This is a genomic window from Enterobacter sp. PL_is514 (assembly GCF_055816715.1).
In genome coordinates, this window is record NZ_JBVPGN010000028.1 from 87,216 (window position 1) to 104,624 (window position 17,409).

Below are 17,409 nucleotides of genomic sequence, written 5' to 3' on the forward strand. Positions count from 1 at the left end.
CGAAGGCTCTATGCTAAGTAACGATATTCTTCGTAGCCTGCGCTACACCCTGAAAGCGAACAATAACGACATGGTGCGCATTCTTGCGCTGTCCGACATGGAATCCACGTCTGCGAGTTTTGACACGTGGATGACCAAAGAAGACGAAGAGGGATTTGTCCGCTGTCCTGACATCATTCTGTCGGGTTTCCTGAACGGCCTGATTTACGATAAGCGTGGCAAAGATCCGGCCGCGCCAGAGCTGGCGCTGGAGCGTCGGGTGAACAACAACACGGTGCTGAAAAAGCTGCGCATCGCCTTCTCGCTGAAAACGGACGATATCGTGGCGATCATGACTGAGCAAAAATTCCGCGTATCCGTGCCGGAAGTGACCGCCATGATGCGCGCGCCGGATCATAAAAACTACCGCGAGTGCGGCGACCAGTTTCTGCGTAATTTCCTGCGCGGGTTAACTCACCGGGTGCATCACCCGAAGGCGTGATTGCAGAATGGGTGTGGCCTGATGCCCTCACCCCGACCCTCTCCCACAGGGAGAGGGAGAAAACAAAATGCCATAAAAAAAGCCGGAGATAATCTCCGGCTTTTTTGTTATTTCACCTGCTGACCCGGCTTCGCGCCTTCGTCTGGGCTTAACAGGAAGATATCTTTCCCGCCAGGGCCTGCGGCCATCACCATCCCCTCAGAGATGCCGAAGCGCATTTTGCGCGGCGCCAGGTTCGCCACCATCACGGTCTGACGACCGATCAGCACCTGCGGGTCCGGATAGGCAGAACGGATGCCGGAGAAGACGTTGCGCTTCTCGCCGCCGAGATCCAGCGTCAGGCGCAGCAGCTTGTCAGAGCCGTCCACGAATTCCGCGTTCTCGATCAGCGCCACGCGCAGGTCGACTTTGGCGAAATCATCAAAGGTAATGGTTTCCTGAATCGGATCGTCCGCCAGCGGGCCGGTAACCGGTGCCGCAGCCGCCTTCACCTCTTCTTTAGACGCTTCTACCAGGGCTTCAACCTGCTTCATCTCGATGCGGTTGTACAGCGCCTTGAAGGTGTTGACCTTGTGGCCGAGCAGCGGCTGCTGGATTGCATCCCAGGTCAGTTCGGTGTTCAGGAACGCTTCAGCACGGGCTGCCAGCTGCGGCAGAACCGGCTTCAGCCAGGTCATCAGCACGCGGAACATGTTCAGACCCATGGTGCAGATCGCCTGCAGGTCAGCGTCGCGGCCTTCCTGTTTCGCGACCACCCACGGGGCCTGCTCGTCCACATATCGGTTGGCAACATCGGCCAGCGCCATGATTTCACGAATCGCTTTACCGAATTCACGGCTTTCCCAGGCTTCACCAACCGCAGCGGCGGCATCGGTGAAGGTTTTATACAGCTCAGGATCGGCCAGTTCAGCAGAAAGCACGCCGTCAAAACGCTTCGCGATAAAGCCCGCGTTACGGGACGCCAGGTTGACGACCTTGTTGACGATGTCCGCGTTCACGCGCTGCACGAAATCTTCCAGGTTCAGGTCGATATCGTCGATGCGGGAAGAGAGCTTCGCGGTGTAGTAGTAGCGCAGGCTGTCCGCGTCGAAGTGGTTCAGCCAGGTGCTGGCCTTGATGAACGTCCCGCGGGACTTGGACATCTTGGCGCCGTTCACCGTTACGTAGCCGTGTACGAACAGGTTGGTTGGCTTGCGGAAGTTGCTGCCTTCCAGCATCGCCGGCCAGAACAGGCTGTGGAAGTAAACGATGTCTTTACCGATGAAGTGGTACAGCTCGGCAGTGGAATCTTTCTTCCAGTATTCGTCGAAGCTGACGGTATCGCCACGCTTGTCGCACAGGTTCTTGAAGGAGCCCATGTAGCCGATTGGCGCGTCCAGCCAGACGTAGAAGTATTTGCCCGGCGCGTTCGGGATTTCAAAGCCGAAGTACGGCGCATCGCGGGAGATATCCCACTGCTGCAGGCCGGATTCGAACCACTCCTGCATTTTATTCGCCACCTGTTCCTGCAGCGCGCCGCTGCGGGTCCACGCCTGCAGCATTTCGCTGAAGGACGGCAGGTCGAAGAAGAAGTGCTCGGAGTCACGCATCACCGGCGTGGCGCCGGATACCACGGATTTCGGTTCGATAAGCTCGGTCGGGCTGTAGGTCGCGCCGCACACTTCGCAGTTATCGCCGTACTGGTCCGGGGATTTACATTTCGGACAGGTGCCTTTGACGAAACGGTCCGGCAGGAACATGCCTTTTTCCGGATCGTACAGCTGAGAGATGGTGCGGTTTTTGATAAAACCGTTCTCTTTCAGACGGGTGTAGATCAGCTCCGACAGCTCGCGGTTTTCGTCGCTGTGCGTAGAGTGATAGTTGTCATAGCTGATGTCAAAGCCAGCAAAATCGGTCTGATGCTCCTGACTCATTTCGGCAATCATCTGCTCCGGGGAAATCCCCAGCTGCTGCGCTTTCAGCATGATCGGCGTGCCGTGGGCATCGTCCGCACAGATGAAGTTAACCTCGTGGCCGCGCATTCGCTGGTAACGGACCCAGACATCAGCCTGGATATGCTCCAGCATGTGGCCGAGGTGGATTGAGCCGTTGGCGTACGGCAGTGCGCACGTTACCAGAATTTTCTTCGCGACTTGAGTCATAGTAGGCATTACTTCTTTTAACTGTGAAAAGGGTTTTTGATATTACCAAAAGGGGCATTATTAAGTAAGCACAAACCACGGCCTTTCAGGTAAACTTGTTCATCTAAGGTCTTATTCACAAGAACAAAGGAGTCGGGATGAGTTCTCAATCCCAGGCCAAATCACCGGAAGCCTTACGAGCAATGGTCGCCGGGACGCTGGCTAACTTTCAGCATCCAACCCTGAAGCACAATCTCACTACGCTGAAAGCGTTACACCACGTCGCCTGGCTGGACGACACGCTGCACATTGAGCTGCAGATGCCGTTCGTCTGGACCAGCGCCTTTGATGCGCTGAAAGAGCAGACCAGCTCTGAGCTGCTGCGCATGACCGGCGCGAAGGCGATCGACTGGAAGCTGAGCCACAGCATCGCCACGCTGAAGCGCGTGAAAAACCAGCCTGGCGTGAACGGCGTGAAAAACATCATTGCCGTCAGCTCGGGCAAGGGCGGGGTGGGGAAATCCTCTACCGCCGTTAACCTGGCGCTCGCGCTGGCAGCGGAAGGGGCAAAGGTCGGTATTCTGGACGCCGACATCTACGGTCCGTCTATTCCGAACATGCTGGGCGCGGAAAACCAGCGCCCAACCTCGCCGGACGGCACCCACATGGCGCCAATCATGGCGCACGGTCTGGCGACCAACTCCATCGGTTACCTGGTGACTGACGATAACGCCATGGTCTGGCGCGGCCCGATGGCCAGCAAGGCGCTGCTGCAGATGCTGCAGGAGACGATGTGGCCGGATCTGGATTATCTGGTGCTGGACATGCCGCCGGGTACCGGTGACATCCAGCTGACGCTGGCGCAGAACATTCCGGTGACGGGAGCCGTTGTGGTGACCACGCCGCAGGATATTGCGCTGATCGACGCCAAAAAAGGCATCGTGATGTTCGAGAAGGTGGAAGTGCCGGTGCTCGGTATCGTCGAGAACATGAGCATGCACATCTGCAGCAACTGCGGCCACCACGAACCTATCTTCGGCACGGGTGGCGCAGAAAAACTGGCCGCGAAGTATCACACCCAACTGCTGGGACAGATGCCGCTTCACATTACCCTGCGCGAAGATCTGGATAGCGGCAAGCCGACGGTGGTCAGCCGTCCGGACAGCGAATTTGCAGAAATGTATCGCCAGCTGGCGGGACGCGTTGCGGCGCAGCTTTACTGGCAGGGCGAAGTCATCCCAGGGGAAATCGCGTTCCGCGCGGTGTAATTCCTCTTCGCTTAGTGCCGGGTGGCGGCTTCGCCTTACCCGGCCTACGAAATACGGTTTTGTAGGTCAGGTAAGCGAAGCGCCACCTGACTTTACCCAAGCCGATAATGCATCAGATAGTATTCTCCCTCCGGAGAATCCCCCGTCGCCTCAATGTGCCAGCCGTGCCGCTGGTAAAACGCGACAGCCCGCGCATTCTTCACCAGACACTTAAGCGAACCCGTACTGGTAAACGTCTTCTGAACCTGTTCCAGGAGCATACGCCCGACCCCATGGCTTTGATACTGCGGGTCGACAAACAGGTTGTGCAGGAAATTATCGTTCGTCCAGACGGAGGCAAAACCCAGGCGATGGCCGTTCTGCGTGGCAACCCAAATCACTTCGTCACGGGTGGCCGCGTCAAAGTCTTCAAGCTGCCAGTCTGAACTGTCCAGCCATGGCCAGGCCTCACGCCGGGCGTGGAGGAAGAGCGTGCGCAGGAAAGGGCGATCGCTTTCCTGCCAGGGGCGGATCAGGATGGTATTAGCGGTGATAGAAAATATCTCCGTTATAGGCTTTGTAGATTTTGCCATCCGCATCGCCAATCAGCACGTAGTTCTCGCCCATGTAGGTCCAGTGGGTTCCGGCATCCGGAGCCGGCAGGTTACGCAACTGGTACTGTTTGATGGTGTACTCCGGCGTTTGATACTGCGCCGGTGCCGTGTCGCCAATCTTGAATTTCGTGAAGTCAGCGATGAACTCTTGTTCTTCGTAAGCGCTGATGCCTGATGCTGCTGGTGCTGCGTTAGCCACGCTTGCCAGGGTCATCACGACACCCAGAAGCAGCCATTTACACTTAGCCATTTTTTCTCCAGTTAACCTGTTTTTACTTTTTGCTTTTGCACGTCAACAATACGGCAACCTGACTATTTTATGTATCAGACTATGGCTTGTTCCAGGAAAAATGTAACAAAACTGAACATAACCCGGGGATCGTTTTCCGCTAGGAGCACGACACTTCTTTACAGCATGACGCAAACTCGCCCGCTATGATGACCTCCGGTTAAATTGAGAGGTCACAATGGATAACCGCAAAATCAGTCGACTGCGCCGCTGGGCGCGGGAAGGGATCATACTCGTTCTGCTGACGCTGGCCGTGGTATGGGGTGTTGATCAGTACCGAAAACCGACGCTCCCCGCCAGTTTTAGTGCAACGCCGATGCAGAGCATCGACGGCAACGTTCACGATATTGCGGCGCTCAGCCAGGATCGTCCGCTGCTGATCTACGTCTGGGCAACCTGGTGCAGCATTTGCCGCTACACGACGCCTGCGGTTAATCAACTGGCAGAAGAGGGCGGGAACGTGGTGAGTATCGCCATGCGTTCTGGTGACAACGCAAAGCTTGAGCGCTGGGTTGATAAGAAACAGCTAAAAATGCCGGTGATTAACGATGCAAACGGTGCTTTGTCGCAGCAGTGGCAGGTGAGCGTCACGCCAACGCTGGTGGTTGTGTCGAAGGGGAACGTGGTCAGTACCACGACGGGCTGGACGAGCTATTGGGGATTAAAATTAAGGATGTGGTGGGCAGGCGTATAAAAATAACCCCTCTCCCGGCGGAAGAGGGGTGTTGTATTACTTAGCCAGAACTTCCTGCGCGGTGCGCTCAACCAGAGACAGCAGGATTTTAATATCTTCCAGCGTCACGGTTGGGTTCAGCAGCGTCAGCTTCAGGCAGGTGACGCCGTTATGCTCGGTCACACCGACGTTCGCACGGCCGGATTCCAGCAGCGCGTCACCAATTTTCTGGTTCAGCAGGGCGATACCCGCTTCATCCGTCTGCACCTGTCCGCGGAAGCGGAACAGAACGCTTGCCAGCTGCGGCTGCATAACCAGCTCCAGCGCAGGCTGCGCTTTCACGTAGGCCGCAACCTGCTGTGCCAGGGTCACGCCGTGATCGATGATCGCCGCGTATTGCTCCTGACCCAGCGCTTCCAGGCTCATCCACAGCTTCAGCGCGTCAAAACGACGGGTGGTTTGCAGAGATTTGGAAACCAGATTAGGCACGCCGGCTTCTTCGTCGAACTCAGAGTTCAGGTAAGCCGCCTGATAGCGCATCAGCTCATAGTGACGTGCTTCTTTCAGCAGGAACGCGCCGCAGCTGATGGTCTGGAAGAACTGCTTGTGGAAGTCCAGGGTGACGGAATCCACCAGCTCGATGCCGTCCAGGTAGTGACGATACTGCTCTGACATCAGCAGCGCGCCGCCCCAGGCCGCATCAACGTGTACCCAGATGTTCTGCTTCGCGGCCAGCTCAGCAATCGCACGCAGCGGGTCGATAGCACCGGCATCGGTGGTACCTGCCGTCGCGACGATGGCCAGAATCTGCTCGCCGTTCGCATTGCACTGTTCGATTTTCGCCGCCAGATCGGTCAGATCCATGCGGGAGAATTCGTCCGTTTTCACCTGCACCACGGACTGGTAGCCCAGGCCCATCAGCGCCATGTTTTTCTGCACGGAGAAGTGCGCGTTTTCGGAGCACAGCACGCGAATTTTGCGCAGATCGCCAACCAGACCGTCCTGCTGAACGGAATGACCCTGACGCGCGAAAAACGCATCGCGAGCCAGCATCAGGCCCATCAGGTTGCTCTGAGTCCCGCCGCTGGTGAAAACACCTGCGTCGCCGGCCTGATAACCCACGCGGGTACGCAGCCACTCGATCAGTTTGATCTCAATGATGGTTGCGGACGGGCTTTGATCCCAGGAGTCCATACTCTGGTTAGTGGCGTTGATCAGCACTTCCGCCGCCTGACTTACGACCAGGCTTGGGCAGTGCAGGTGCGCCACACACTGCGGGTGATGAACGGACAGGCTGTCTTTCAGGAAGAACTCCACGGCGCGTTCAATCGCCGCTTCGTTGCCCAGCCCTTTCGGGTTGAAATCCAGCTTAATACGGTCGCGCAGTTCCGCGACCGTTTTGCCCTGGTACATCTCAGGCTGTTTTAGCCACTGCATCACAGCCTGAGTGCTTTGTTCAATCGCCTGCTGGTAAGCTTCAATGCTCTGCGCAGAGGAGAACAAAATTGGGTTTGAATCAGACATCGTAATCAACAACTCCGGTTACGCCGGGCGAACGCCCGCAGCAAGCAGTGCCTGCTCAAATTTATCCAGGAAGATTTTCAGCTCTTCGTCACTGATCAGCAGAGACGGCAGCAGACGCAGAACGATACCGTTACGGCCACCGCGCTCCAGAATCAGACCGGCTTCGAAGCACTTCTTCTGAATCAGTGCAGACAGCTCGCCGTCGCCAGGGAAGCAGCCCATGTGGTCTGCGGCTTCGTGTGGCTTAACGATCTCAATACCGATCATCATGCCCAGACCGCGAACGTGACCAATCACCGGGTAGCGCTTCGCCATTTCTTTCAGCTGGCCTTTCAGCCATTCGCCCTGTGCAGCCACTTTGCCTGCGATGTTCTGGTCTTTCAGGATTTTCAGCGTCGTCAGACCGGTTGCCATCGCCAGCTGGTTGCCGCGGAAGGTACCGGTGTGGTGACCTGGCGCCCACGCATCGAACTGCTTTTTGATACCGAGTACGGCCAGCGGCAGACCGCCACCGACGGCTTTAGACATCACGATGATGTCTGGCTCAATGCCAGCGTGTTCGAAGGCGAAGAATTTACCGGTACGGGCAAAGCCAGCCTGAACTTCGTCGAGGATCAGCAGAATGCCGTGTTCCTGAGTCACTTTACGGATGCGCTGCAGCCACTCAGCCGGAGCCGGGTTCACGCCGCCTTCGCCCTGAACCGCTTCCAGGATCACCGCAGCAGGCTTACGCACGCCGCTTTCAACGTCGTTGATCAGGTTATCGAAGTAGTACGTCAGCGCTTTCACGCCCGCTTCACCACCGATACCCAGCGGGCAGCGGTATTCGTGCGGGTAAGGCATGAACTGCACTTCTGGCATCATACCGTCAACCGCTTCTTTCGGAGACAGGTTGCCGGTCACGGACAGCGCGCCGTGGGTCATACCGTGGTAACCACCAGAGAAGCTGATGATACCGCTACGACCGGTCACTTTTTTCGCCAGCTTCAGCGCCGCTTCAACGGCGTCAGCACCGGATGGACCGGTGAACTGCAGGCAGTACTCTTTGCCCTGACCAGGCAGCAGAGACAGCAGGTATTCAGAAAACGCGTCTTTCAGAGGCGTCGTCAGATCCAGAGTATGTAACGGCAAGCCGCTGGTAATGACATTTTGGATGCTTTTCAGCACATCAGGATGGTTATGGCCAAGCGCAAGGGTCCCTGCGCCTGCTAAACAGTCAAGGTATTCTTTATTATCTGCATCGGTGATCCACACGCCTTCTGCTTTAGTGATGGCTAAAGGCAGTTTGCGCGGATAACTCCTGACGTTAGATTCAAACTCGGCCTGACGGGCCAGATAGGTTTCGTTGCTTTTGTGGGCATCTACGGTGTCAATACGGACTTTATCCGTCATCATATCACTCCTACAACCGCCGCTTCGTTATGAGCCACGATTGAATAAAAAGTTAAAAAACAGATGGGGGCCTGAAAAAAACGCCGCCAATATAGAGCCTTTTGCCACGGGGCTCAATGGTTAATTTGTTTACTGTTTTGTGACACGGGGCTGTGGGGAGAAAATATCCCCATTTTTAAAATGAAAATTGCATTTTATGCCAAATAAAAACAGCCTGTTACAGGCTGTTTGTCTGGCGTGTACAGTCGCAGAAAAGAGTGTGACAAAACGTGCCATCGAATGGCAAAAAAGGAGGTTGGCTGTCTCTATTCCTGCGTCATGTGCAAAAAGCGGTGCTCATGATGCATGCACAACGGAATCACGCATCAAAAAAGGACTTTCAACGCGCGTGATGTTCTGATGCTCTTCACCGTTAATAATATGCAAGGCGCTCAGGCGACCAATTTCATAGTGTGGCAGTTGAACCGTCGTGAGAGGAGGCAGGAACAGCTCCCCAATACCCACCATATTGTCATAGCCGATTACCGCGACATCTTCCGGTATGCGAAGCCCTTGCGCCAGCAGCGTCTGGTACACCATAAACGCGATACGGTCGTTGCCGCAGATAACGGAGTCGAACCGGGGAATGCCATTCTGCATGTGCGCCAGCAATACTGACGGAATGTCACGATAGTGCTCATCGCCGAGCGCCATATAGCTGTGCGCCAGGCCGTCCGGATCGAGCCCCGCTTCACGGCATGCACGTTCCAGCCCCTGACGACGTCGGGTTGTGGCCAGATGCCCCTCAGGCAAATGCAGGCAGAGAGGGCGTCGATAACCCTCCGCGAGTAACGCCCGTACGGCGGTATACTGCCCCTGTTCATCATCAGGAATATAGCTGGCGACCTTTTCGCCGTCACTTTCGCAGTTGGCCAGCACGCAGGGAAGGGTGAGGAGTTTGGGCGGGAGAGGAACCTGACGTAACCCCATGGTGGTGTAGATAATTCCGTCAGGCCGATGAGAAAGGAGAAGGTCGACAATGGCGTCCGGGTTGTCATCGGTAAACATATTCATCACGAAGCTGTTCCAGCCGTGCATTCTGGCCGTTTCTTCAATCGACAGCGTGATTTCCACCGAGAAAGGCGTCGTCACCGTATCGAGCGCCAGTACGCCTATGGTTTTCGGCGAGGCATGCGCGCCGCGAATTTTCTTGGCGGACAGGTCTGGCACGTAGCTGGTCTGCTCGATAGCCAGTTGAACGCGCGCCAGCGTTTCCGGCTTAAGGCGTTCCGGGGTGTTCAGCGCACGTGAGACCGTCATCAGCGATACGTTAGCCAGCTTTGCGACGTCCTTCAGGGAAGCCATTTTCTTACTCCGTTAATGCTCTGTGTGAAAGGGTATACAACTAAGTCGCTGATGTAAAAGGAAGGCTGATGCACATGCCAGATCAGGCTTACCTCCGTGATGAATATTTGATCGCGATCTCATTCTCTTGATGTTAACGTTAACTTTCGTGATTAACATCTTAAATCTTCACCAAACAGCATGAGAAAGAAATTATGTTAACGTTACCATTGTGTCATTACTCCAACATGAGAATGTCATGATGAAAACGCATCACTCTCACAGCTACCCTTTATTAAGCGCACTACTCTTTTTCTTTTTTGTCACCTGGTCATCTTCCGGCTCGCTACTCTCCATCTGGCTTCATCAGGAAGTGGGCCTAAAAGCGGGGGATACCGGCGTTATCTATGCCGTGCTTTCCGTCTCCGCGCTTTTTGCTCAAATCTGCTATGGATTCATTCAGGACAAACTCGGTCTGCGCAAAAACCTGCTCTGGTTTCTGACCAGCCTGCTCATTCTTTCCGGTCCGGCCTTCCTGCTGTTTGGTTATCTGCTGCAAATTAACGTATTACTCGGCAGTATTTTCGGAGGGATTTATATCGGACTGACGTTTAACGGCGGAATAGGGGTTCTGGAGTCCTACACCGAGCGCGTGGCCCGCCAGAGCCAGTTCGAGTTCGGCAAGGCGAGGATGTGGGGATCGCTGGGCTGGGCGGCGGCAACCTTTTTTGCGGGGCTCCTGTTCAACATTAATCCGAAGCTGAACTTCGCGGTGGCGAGCTGCGCCGGGCTGGTGTTTTTTGTGTTGCTGGCGCGCCTCAGGGTCTCTTCCGCTCCGCACGCCATGCAGGAAGCGGTGTCCGGCGGTAAGGTCACGCTGGAGGATGCATTGCGCCTGCTGACGCTGCCGCGCTTCTGGGCGCTGGTGTTTTTCGTTATCGGCACCTGTATTTATGGCGTTTATGACCAGCAGTTCCCTGTCTATTTCTCGTCCCAGTTCCCGACGTTACAGGAAGGGAACGCCATGTACGGCTATCTCAACTCCTTCCAGGTTTTCCTGGAGGCGGCGGGCATGTTTTGCGCCCCGTGGATGGTGAATCGCCTCGGTGCGAAAAACGGCCTGATTTTCGCCGGAATGGTGATGGCGATGCGTATGGTGGCATCGGGTCTGGTTGAGGGGCCGGTATTGATCTCCATTACCAAGCTATTGCACGCGGTTGAACTGCCCGTTTTGCTGGTCTCCATCTTTAAATACAACAGCCTGCATTTTGATAAGCGGCTCTCTTCCACCCTCTATCTGGTGGGCTTTGCCTGTACAAGCTCGGTGATTGCCTCGGTACTGTCGCCGCTGGCCGGCTACAGCTATGAGAAATACGGCTTTGCCCAGTCCTATCTCATCATGGGGTTGTTAGTTTTCAGCACCACGTTTATCTCCATCTTCCTGTTGCGCTCGGGTAAGTCCTCTTCTGACCCGCTCATGCCGCAACCTTCCACTATCTGATTAAAGAGTAGAGAAATGACGTATTCCATTACGAAAGCAGAACAGGAAATTCAGTCCAGACGCGAAGGGCTCAACCTGCGCTGGTATCCCCGTTACCACCTCGCCGCGCGTGCCGGCTGGATGAACGACCCGAATGGCCTGGTCTGGTTTGACGGCTGGTATCACGCCTTTTATCAACATCATCCGTATTCGACCCAGTGGGGGCCGATGCACTGGGGCCATGCGCGCAGCAAAGATTTAGTTCACTGGGAACACCTCCCGGTTGCGCTGGCACCGGAAGGACCAGACGACAAGGACGGCTGTTTTTCTGGCTCAGCGGTGGTGGATGGTGACACGCTGGCGCTGATCTACACCGGCCACAAATTCCACGGCGATCCCGGCGATGAGGCTAATCTCTACCAGGTTCAGTGCCTGGCAACCAGCCGTGACGGCATCCACTTTGTGCGGCACGGGACCGTCATTGACACACCGCCTGGACTGCATCACTTCCGCGATCCGAAAGTATGGCGTGAAGGGGAGTGGTGGTACATGGTCGTTGGCGCGCGAGAGGGTGATACGGGCCAGGTGCGTGCGTACCGGTCTGCCGATCTGCGAGAGTGGCAGGACAGGGGCGTGCTCGCGGTGGCTGAAAAAGAGATGGGCTACATGTGGGAATGTCCGGACTTTTTCACCCTTAATGGTAAACGCGTGCTGATGTTCTCTCCTCAGGGGCTGGCGGCGGACGGATTCAAAAACCGTAATCTTTTCCAGAGCGGGTATCTGGTAGGTAAATGGCAGCCCGGCCAGCCCTTTGTGCGTGAAGGTGAATTTGTAGAGATGGATTACGGGCATGATTTCTACGCGCCGCAAAGTTTCCTGACGCCCGACGGCCGCCGCATTGTTATCGGCTGGCTGGACATGTGGGAATCACCTCTGCCGGAACAGGAGGATGGCTGGGCAGGCATGCTCTCCTTACCTCGCGAGCTGACGCTGAGTGCGGATAATCATCTGCAAATGCATCCAGCCAGAGAAGTTGAAACCCTGCGCGGGGCTTGGTTCCCCTGGCCGATAACTACGCTTAATAACCAGCAGATGACGCTGGTGGAACACTGCGATGCGATGGAGGTCACTCTGCAATGGGATTGCGCGAACAGCAGCGCGGAGCAATACGGCATTCGTCTCGGTGACGGGCTACGCATCTATGTTGATGCCCAGATGCAGCGCCTGGTGCTGGAGCGTCACTATCCGCAGTATGGCTTGTGCGGTACCCGAAGCGTCGCGCTTAACCTCAACGACATGCTGAACCTGCGCCTGTTCTTTGACTGCTCTTCCGTTGAAGTGTTTGTCAATGAGGGGGAAGCGTGCCTCAGCAGCCGTATTTATCCTGATGCAGACGGCCGCGAGCTGGCGTTGTTTGCCTGGGCGGGGAGAGCGTCGCTTATCCATGGCGGGGCCTGGCAGTTAGAATAAAAGGGCTTATGGCATTCCTGATCTTTGCATGAAGTAAGACCGGCAAATAAAAAAGGCGACCGCAGTCGCCTGATTTATTTTAGCGAACCCTTCTTTTACTGCTTCATTTGCATCAACCATCATATAATCCTCAAGAATAATTGAAAAAAACGCCCATCTGTTAAGGGCGGCTTTAGCAATACACTAAAGACTGACAACACGGATCTCACTTACACTTTATCTTAACCGTGTAACTACACGGCTTGCATCAAGCTATTTGTAATTGACTTTGCTGTATAACCCCTAATGAAAGTGGCTTGTTTTAGATTAATGCACTGTACCAAAAATAGGGCAGATGTAAGGCGTCATCTTAACCTCAATGAGTTAAAACAAAATCAACAATGCTCTCACCTTTCAATTTCAGTTTGAGAGTGTAGCCTTGTTTCTTCCACACACCGTTATTAGGCTTCCAGCCTTTCGAAAGGAGGGTTTCAGCAGCATCAGAGATAGGTTTATCGACCACACTGTAAGCATCAGCTTCAAAAGCTATCCGATCTCGTTGGCTCGAAATTGCTTTCTTGTTTTGTGCTTTGGTTTTGTGAATATCACAACCATGACCATCAGTTACTTGAGTACATCCAGAACGCTCTAATTGCTCCCGATAGTGCGCATTAATAGCATGAGCAGGAAGAGATGCAATAACCAGAACAGCTAATAACATTTTTTTCATAATCCTAAATTCTGCCTTTCGTATATCACAACAACAAAAAATAATATAAGCAGCATTGTATTAGCAATGCGCCGTCAAAGTGATAGATCTATCCCTGTCTCCTGTTTAAGAAAAACATCTGAAGGAACAAAAATCTATATAAATACACTCCGTAGACAGAAACTTGCATAACCCGTAGTAACGTCTGTCTAGCTGTTATCACAGCTATAAGCTATGTTTAATATGGTACGGCTGTAAGTAATACCTATAAATACGCCAGTAGCTACTAAAGCTAACGATACTAAAGCAGAGCATATAATTAGTTTAATCATGGCTATCATCACTATTTCACCCTAAGGAACCATTCTGATTGTTCTTTCTCAGGAAATTAAACGCCTTCACTATAAAAAAGTATCAATGCATCATGGTATATACTAGCACTTCTGTATTGTTGGTTTGATCTCATATTTGATAAACAAACGAGGCCGTTTTAAAACTGTTAAATACTTAGTTTGTCAGGCTAACGATAAACCATAACTTGCATCACCTGTAAAGAATTTATAAACATCAACAATACAAAAATCGGCGGTTATGCTTGTCGAAACCCCTTTATGGGGTATATGTATATTGAGTTCACTTGGGGGCTTTATCGTTTACTTAAAAACCGATACCTACACCAACAGAAGCACCCATGTTATTAGCGGTATCATCAGAGAAACTCACTTTAGCGATAACGTGAGAATTAAAGTTAACTGAGCCACCAACCGCTAAAGCGCTTTCACCGTTGTAAGTAGCACCACCAGCAGAGAACATTACACGCTGATTAGTTTGCACTTGAGGCAAGCCAGCCATAGCCATAGCTCCAGAGATACCAGCGTTAGCTTGCTTCTTATTATTATCTACTTCATCGCGCAATGATTTAAATTGCTGGTTAGTATTGTTATTCATAGCTTGCATAGTCTGCTTTGCAGCTTGCAGATCTTGAGCTACGCTAGCAGCCTGGCTAGAGGTGGAAGCGATAGCTGCAGAGTTAGCAGCTACTTTAGTTTGTGTAGCCGTGTCTACTTGCACTTTGTTAATGGTGGTGGTAACACCATCTTTACCATTGCTACCATCTTTCCCATCAACGCCATTCTTACCATCAACACCATCGCGCCCATCTTTACCATCAGCACCGTTAGCACCTGCTACACCTTGCACACCCTGTAAGCCTTGCGCCCCTGTAGCACCATCTTTACCATCTACCCCATCTTTACCATTAAATGCACCGCTTGCGGCTTGAGTCTGGATAGCTGTAATAGCATTGCTATTTGTCTGGATTTGAGCGCCTAAAGCAGCATCAGCAGAACTACGGGCGCTTGATTCATCTACTACAGATTGTGTTAATTGAACATTCAAGCCATTAACTTGACCTTGCAAACCGCTAATGTCTGATCGGTTTTGCATGATTTCGCCTTGCTGCGTATTGTTGAAATCATGTTGTGTCTGAATTGCATCATCTTGAAGGCGGTTAGCTTGCTTGAGATCGTCAACATCAAGATTAAGCGTATCAATGTTATTTTGCGCACCTTGCGCCCATTGAGTAGAGCCGGAGTTATCACTTGCAAAATCTACAGCGTGAGAAGCATTGATAGAACCAGCGAATACAGCACCAAACACGAAAACAGCCAGAATAGAACGTTTCATTTTATATCTCACTAATAAATAAGGATTAAATTCATTGTCAAAAGCTTTTGCAAACGCTTAGCTTTCTAACTGATATGGAGATTAACCCTGCTATTAGTCTGTACTAAATTAGGTTAATTCTCGCGCAATTCTTTTTTTATAAGATGAATTAACTATCCAGGATTGCACATAAGTCAATGTTGATCTGGATCACGTAAAGCACTAAATGCAACAGTGTCCAGGGGTGGTGTAAGAAGACTTTCTTCAATATATACATTGCCTTATAGTTTGAATTGTTAACTATGACTCAGTGTTTAAACTATTGAAATAGATGCAAATGTCTAAATTAAGTGTATGACTTAATGAACACTTTGTGTTTCGAGTGAAATAAGGTTTTCTGTCTTCTAAAAGTCACATTGAAGGGATTAAAAATTCTTATACTCAAGCCAGATTTTTAGTGATAAATGAAATGTTAATCATTTGATAATAATCGGCACTAAATATGGCTGTTTTGTAATATTCATTAATATAGAGCCTAAAAACTCTTGCAGAATTCTGACGACAATATGACCTCCTCCCAGTTGATGAATACGCCGCGATGTTAGGAGTGCCTTAATAAGTCACATGAGGACATCCCAATGAAGAAGCGACAACCGCAAGGGCACGCTTGCGTCAGCGAGCAACTTCCCCTAATCTGGAAAAAAGTATAGAGATTTAATCTTCATGACTCGGGGTGCCCCATCACTGATGGGCTGAGAAATACCCGCAACACCTGATCTGGATAATGCCAGCGTAGGGAAGTCAGATGCCTTCCCGGTCATCGCTTCTTCACGCAAGGCAGGAGCGAACCCATGCAGCCTGACCTGCTCGATTTACACGTTTTACATCACTTCCGTACCCGTTCTCCGCTGACCCATTGTATGACCAACGATGTCGTACAGACCTTTACGGCCAACGTTTTGTTGGCGCTTGGCGCATCTCCGGCGATGGTGATTGAGGCCGAGGAGGCCGAACAGTTTGCCGCGATAGCCGATGCGCTGCTGGTTAACGTTGGCACGCTGACCGCGCCGCGCGCCCAGTCGATGCGTCGGGCAATAGAAAGCGCGGTGGCGGCAGGCAAACCCTGGACGCTGGACCCGGTTGCCGTTGGCGCGATCGCGTTCCGTACCCGTTTTTGCCATCAAATTCTCGCCCTTAAACCGGCTGCCATTCGCGGCAATGCCTCAGAAATCCTTGCTCTTGCCGGAATGAGCGCAGGCGGGCGCGGCGTCGATACGACCGATACCGCCGCCAGCGCGGTGCCCGCTGCTCAGGCGCTGGCCCGCCAGACCAATGCCGTTGTGGTCGTCACCGGTGAGGTGGATTACATCACTGACGGACAACGCACCCGAACGGTAACCGGCGGTGACCCGCTGATGACACGCGTGGTCGGCACCGGGTGCGCTCTCTCCGCCGTCGTCGCGGCGAGCTGCTCGCTGCCGGGCGACCGGCTGGATAATATCGCTGCTGCCTGCGGATGGATGAAGCGGGCTGGAACGGTGGCCGTTGCGCAGTCGCGTGGCCCGGGCAGTTTTGCCAGCGCGTTCCTCGACGCGCTCTACACGCTGGAGGAGCAAGCATGAAGCGGATTAATGCCCTGACCATTGCCGGCACCGATCCCAGCGGCGGCGCGGGCATCCAGGCTGACCTGAAAACCTTCTCTGCCCTTGGTGCGTACGGCTGCTCGGTCATTACCGCGCTGGTGGCGCAAAACACGCGCGGTGTGCAGTCGGTCTACCGTATTGAGCCGGATTTTGTTGCCTCACAGCTGGATTCGGTATTCAGCGACGTGCGCATTGATACCACTAAAATCGGCATGCTGGCCGAGACGGACATTGTTGAAGCTGTGGCTGAGCGGCTTAAGCGTTATGCGGTGCAAAACGTAGTGCTGGATACCGTCATGCTGGCAAAAAGCGGTGACCCGCTGCTCTCCGCCTCTGCCGTGGAAACCCTGCGTAAAAAGCTGCTGCCGCATGTGGCGCTCATTACGCCCAATCTGCCAGAAGCCGCCGCGCTGTTAGGCACATCGCATGCGCAAACGGAACGCGAGATGAAAGCGCAGGGGAACGCGCTGCTGGCAATGGGCTGCGGTGCGGTGCTGATGAAGGGCGGGCATCTGGATGACGCGGAAAGCCCGGACTGGCTTTTCACCCGCGACGGCGAAGTGCGCTTTACCGCGCCGCGCGTGCAGACCAAAAATACCCACGGCACGGGCTGTACGCTCTCGGCCGCGCTGGCGGCGCTGCGTCCCCGGCATGAAGGCTGGGCCGAAACGGTGCGCGAAGCGAAAGCCTGGCTCTCGGCGGCGCTGGCAAAAGCCGATACTCTGGAAGTCGGTCACGGTATTGGGCCGGTACACCATTTTCATGCATGGTGGTAAGCCAGTATACTGGCAGAATACATC

General features: G+C 53.5%; 14 protein-coding genes, 1 pseudogene and 1 riboswitch. Of the genes and pseudogenes, 7 read left to right on the plus strand and 8 right to left on the minus strand.

Features of this window, described 5'->3' with window-relative positions; translation table 11 throughout:
* Positions 1–10: 10 nt before the first annotated feature.
* A complete protein-coding gene (locus AC0TNG_RS06685) occupies positions 11–481 on the plus strand; it encodes a YehS family protein (RefSeq protein ID WP_008500891.1) in 471 nt (156 codons plus the stop codon).
* 107 nt (positions 482–588) lie between these two features.
* Here the strand turns inward: AC0TNG_RS06685 and metG are convergent, their stop codons facing one another.
* Positions 589–2,622 (minus strand): methionine--tRNA ligase, encoded by a 2,034-nt coding sequence (metG, locus tag AC0TNG_RS06690; RefSeq protein ID WP_032663202.1) that lies wholly within the window; start codon positions 2,620–2,622, stop codon positions 589–591.
* A gap of 137 nt (positions 2,623–2,759) precedes the next feature.
* Here metG and apbC point away from each other — a divergent pair, with 137 nt between their 5' ends.
* Positions 2,760–3,869, plus strand: a complete 1,110-nt coding sequence (gene apbC / locus AC0TNG_RS06695) for an iron-sulfur cluster carrier protein ApbC (RefSeq protein WP_045908656.1) — start codon at positions 2,760–2,762, stop codon at positions 3,867–3,869.
* 92 nt (positions 3,870–3,961) lie between these two features.
* On the opposite strand, the gene AC0TNG_RS06700 is transcribed toward apbC, so the two are convergent.
* Both AC0TNG_RS06700 and AC0TNG_RS06705 read right to left on the minus strand, forming a co-directional pair.
* The gene (locus tag AC0TNG_RS06700) at positions 3,962–4,441 is read right to left on the minus strand and encodes a GNAT family N-acetyltransferase (protein ID WP_032646533.1); all 480 of its coding nucleotides are present in this window, start codon (positions 4,439–4,441) and stop codon (positions 3,962–3,964) included.
* Positions 4,392–4,712: an RcnB family protein gene (locus AC0TNG_RS06705; RefSeq protein ID WP_024908140.1), complete on the minus strand. Its 321-nt coding sequence runs from the start codon at positions 4,710–4,712 to the stop codon at positions 4,392–4,394. The genes AC0TNG_RS06700 and AC0TNG_RS06705 overlap by 50 nt, the downstream gene beginning before the upstream one ends.
* A 217-nt stretch (positions 4,713–4,929) precedes the next feature.
* Between AC0TNG_RS06705 and AC0TNG_RS06710 the strand changes: the two genes are divergently transcribed.
* Positions 4,930–5,445 (plus strand): protein disulfide oxidoreductase, encoded by a 516-nt coding sequence (locus AC0TNG_RS06710; RefSeq protein WP_032645288.1) that lies wholly within the window; start codon positions 4,930–4,932, stop codon positions 5,443–5,445.
* 36 nt (positions 5,446–5,481) lie between these two features.
* On the opposite strand, the gene AC0TNG_RS06715 is transcribed toward AC0TNG_RS06710, so the two are convergent.
* From AC0TNG_RS06715 to AC0TNG_RS06725, 3 genes are all read right to left on the minus strand, one after another.
* Positions 5,482–6,948, minus strand: a complete 1,467-nt coding sequence (locus tag AC0TNG_RS06715) for a pyridoxal phosphate-dependent decarboxylase family protein (protein WP_024908138.1) — start codon at positions 6,946–6,948, stop codon at positions 5,482–5,484.
* Positions 6,949–6,966: 18 nt separating this feature from the next.
* Positions 6,967–8,343, minus strand: coding sequence for a diaminobutyrate--2-oxoglutarate transaminase (locus AC0TNG_RS06720; protein ID WP_014884533.1), 1,377 nt, complete (start codon positions 8,341–8,343; stop codon positions 6,967–6,969).
* Between the two features lie 333 nt (positions 8,344–8,676).
* Positions 8,677–9,684, minus strand: a complete 1,008-nt coding sequence (locus tag AC0TNG_RS06725; RefSeq protein WP_061714772.1) for a LacI family DNA-binding transcriptional regulator — start codon at positions 9,682–9,684, stop codon at positions 8,677–8,679.
* 238 nt (positions 9,685–9,922) lie between these two features.
* Between AC0TNG_RS06725 and AC0TNG_RS06730 the strand changes: the two genes are divergently transcribed.
* A complete protein-coding gene (locus tag AC0TNG_RS06730) occupies positions 9,923–11,164 on the plus strand; it encodes an MFS transporter (RefSeq protein ID WP_417927602.1) in 1,242 nt (413 codons plus the stop codon).
* Positions 11,165–11,179: 15 nt separating this feature from the next.
* Positions 11,180–12,613, plus strand: a complete 1,434-nt coding sequence (locus AC0TNG_RS06735) for a glycoside hydrolase family 32 protein (RefSeq protein ID WP_473713333.1) — start codon at positions 11,180–11,182, stop codon at positions 12,611–12,613.
* Between the two features lie 550 nt (positions 12,614–13,163).
* Here the strand turns inward: AC0TNG_RS06735 and AC0TNG_RS06740 are convergent.
* Both AC0TNG_RS06740 and AC0TNG_RS06745 read right to left on the minus strand, forming a co-directional pair.
* Positions 13,164–13,322: pseudogene (locus AC0TNG_RS06740) on the minus strand (hypothetical protein); the annotation flags it as partial.
* Between the two features lie 636 nt (positions 13,323–13,958).
* A complete protein-coding gene (locus tag AC0TNG_RS06745) occupies positions 13,959–14,987 on the minus strand; it encodes a YadA C-terminal domain-containing protein (RefSeq protein WP_230581857.1) in 1,029 nt (342 codons plus the stop codon).
* A 698-nt stretch (positions 14,988–15,685) separates the two neighbouring features.
* Positions 15,686–15,782: riboswitch (TPP riboswitch) on the plus strand.
* A gap of 35 nt (positions 15,783–15,817) precedes the next feature.
* Here AC0TNG_RS06745 and thiM point away from each other — a divergent pair.
* Both thiM and thiD read left to right on the plus strand, forming a co-directional pair.
* Positions 15,818–16,588, plus strand: a complete 771-nt coding sequence (gene thiM / locus AC0TNG_RS06750; RefSeq protein ID WP_473713334.1) for a hydroxyethylthiazole kinase — start codon at positions 15,818–15,820, stop codon at positions 16,586–16,588.
* Complete coding sequence (gene thiD, locus AC0TNG_RS06755; RefSeq protein WP_473713335.1) at positions 16,585–17,385, plus strand: bifunctional hydroxymethylpyrimidine kinase/phosphomethylpyrimidine kinase; 801 nt, start codon at positions 16,585–16,587, stop codon at positions 17,383–17,385. The genes thiM and thiD overlap by 4 nt, the downstream gene beginning before the upstream one ends.
* Positions 17,386–17,409 lie beyond the last annotated feature (24 nt).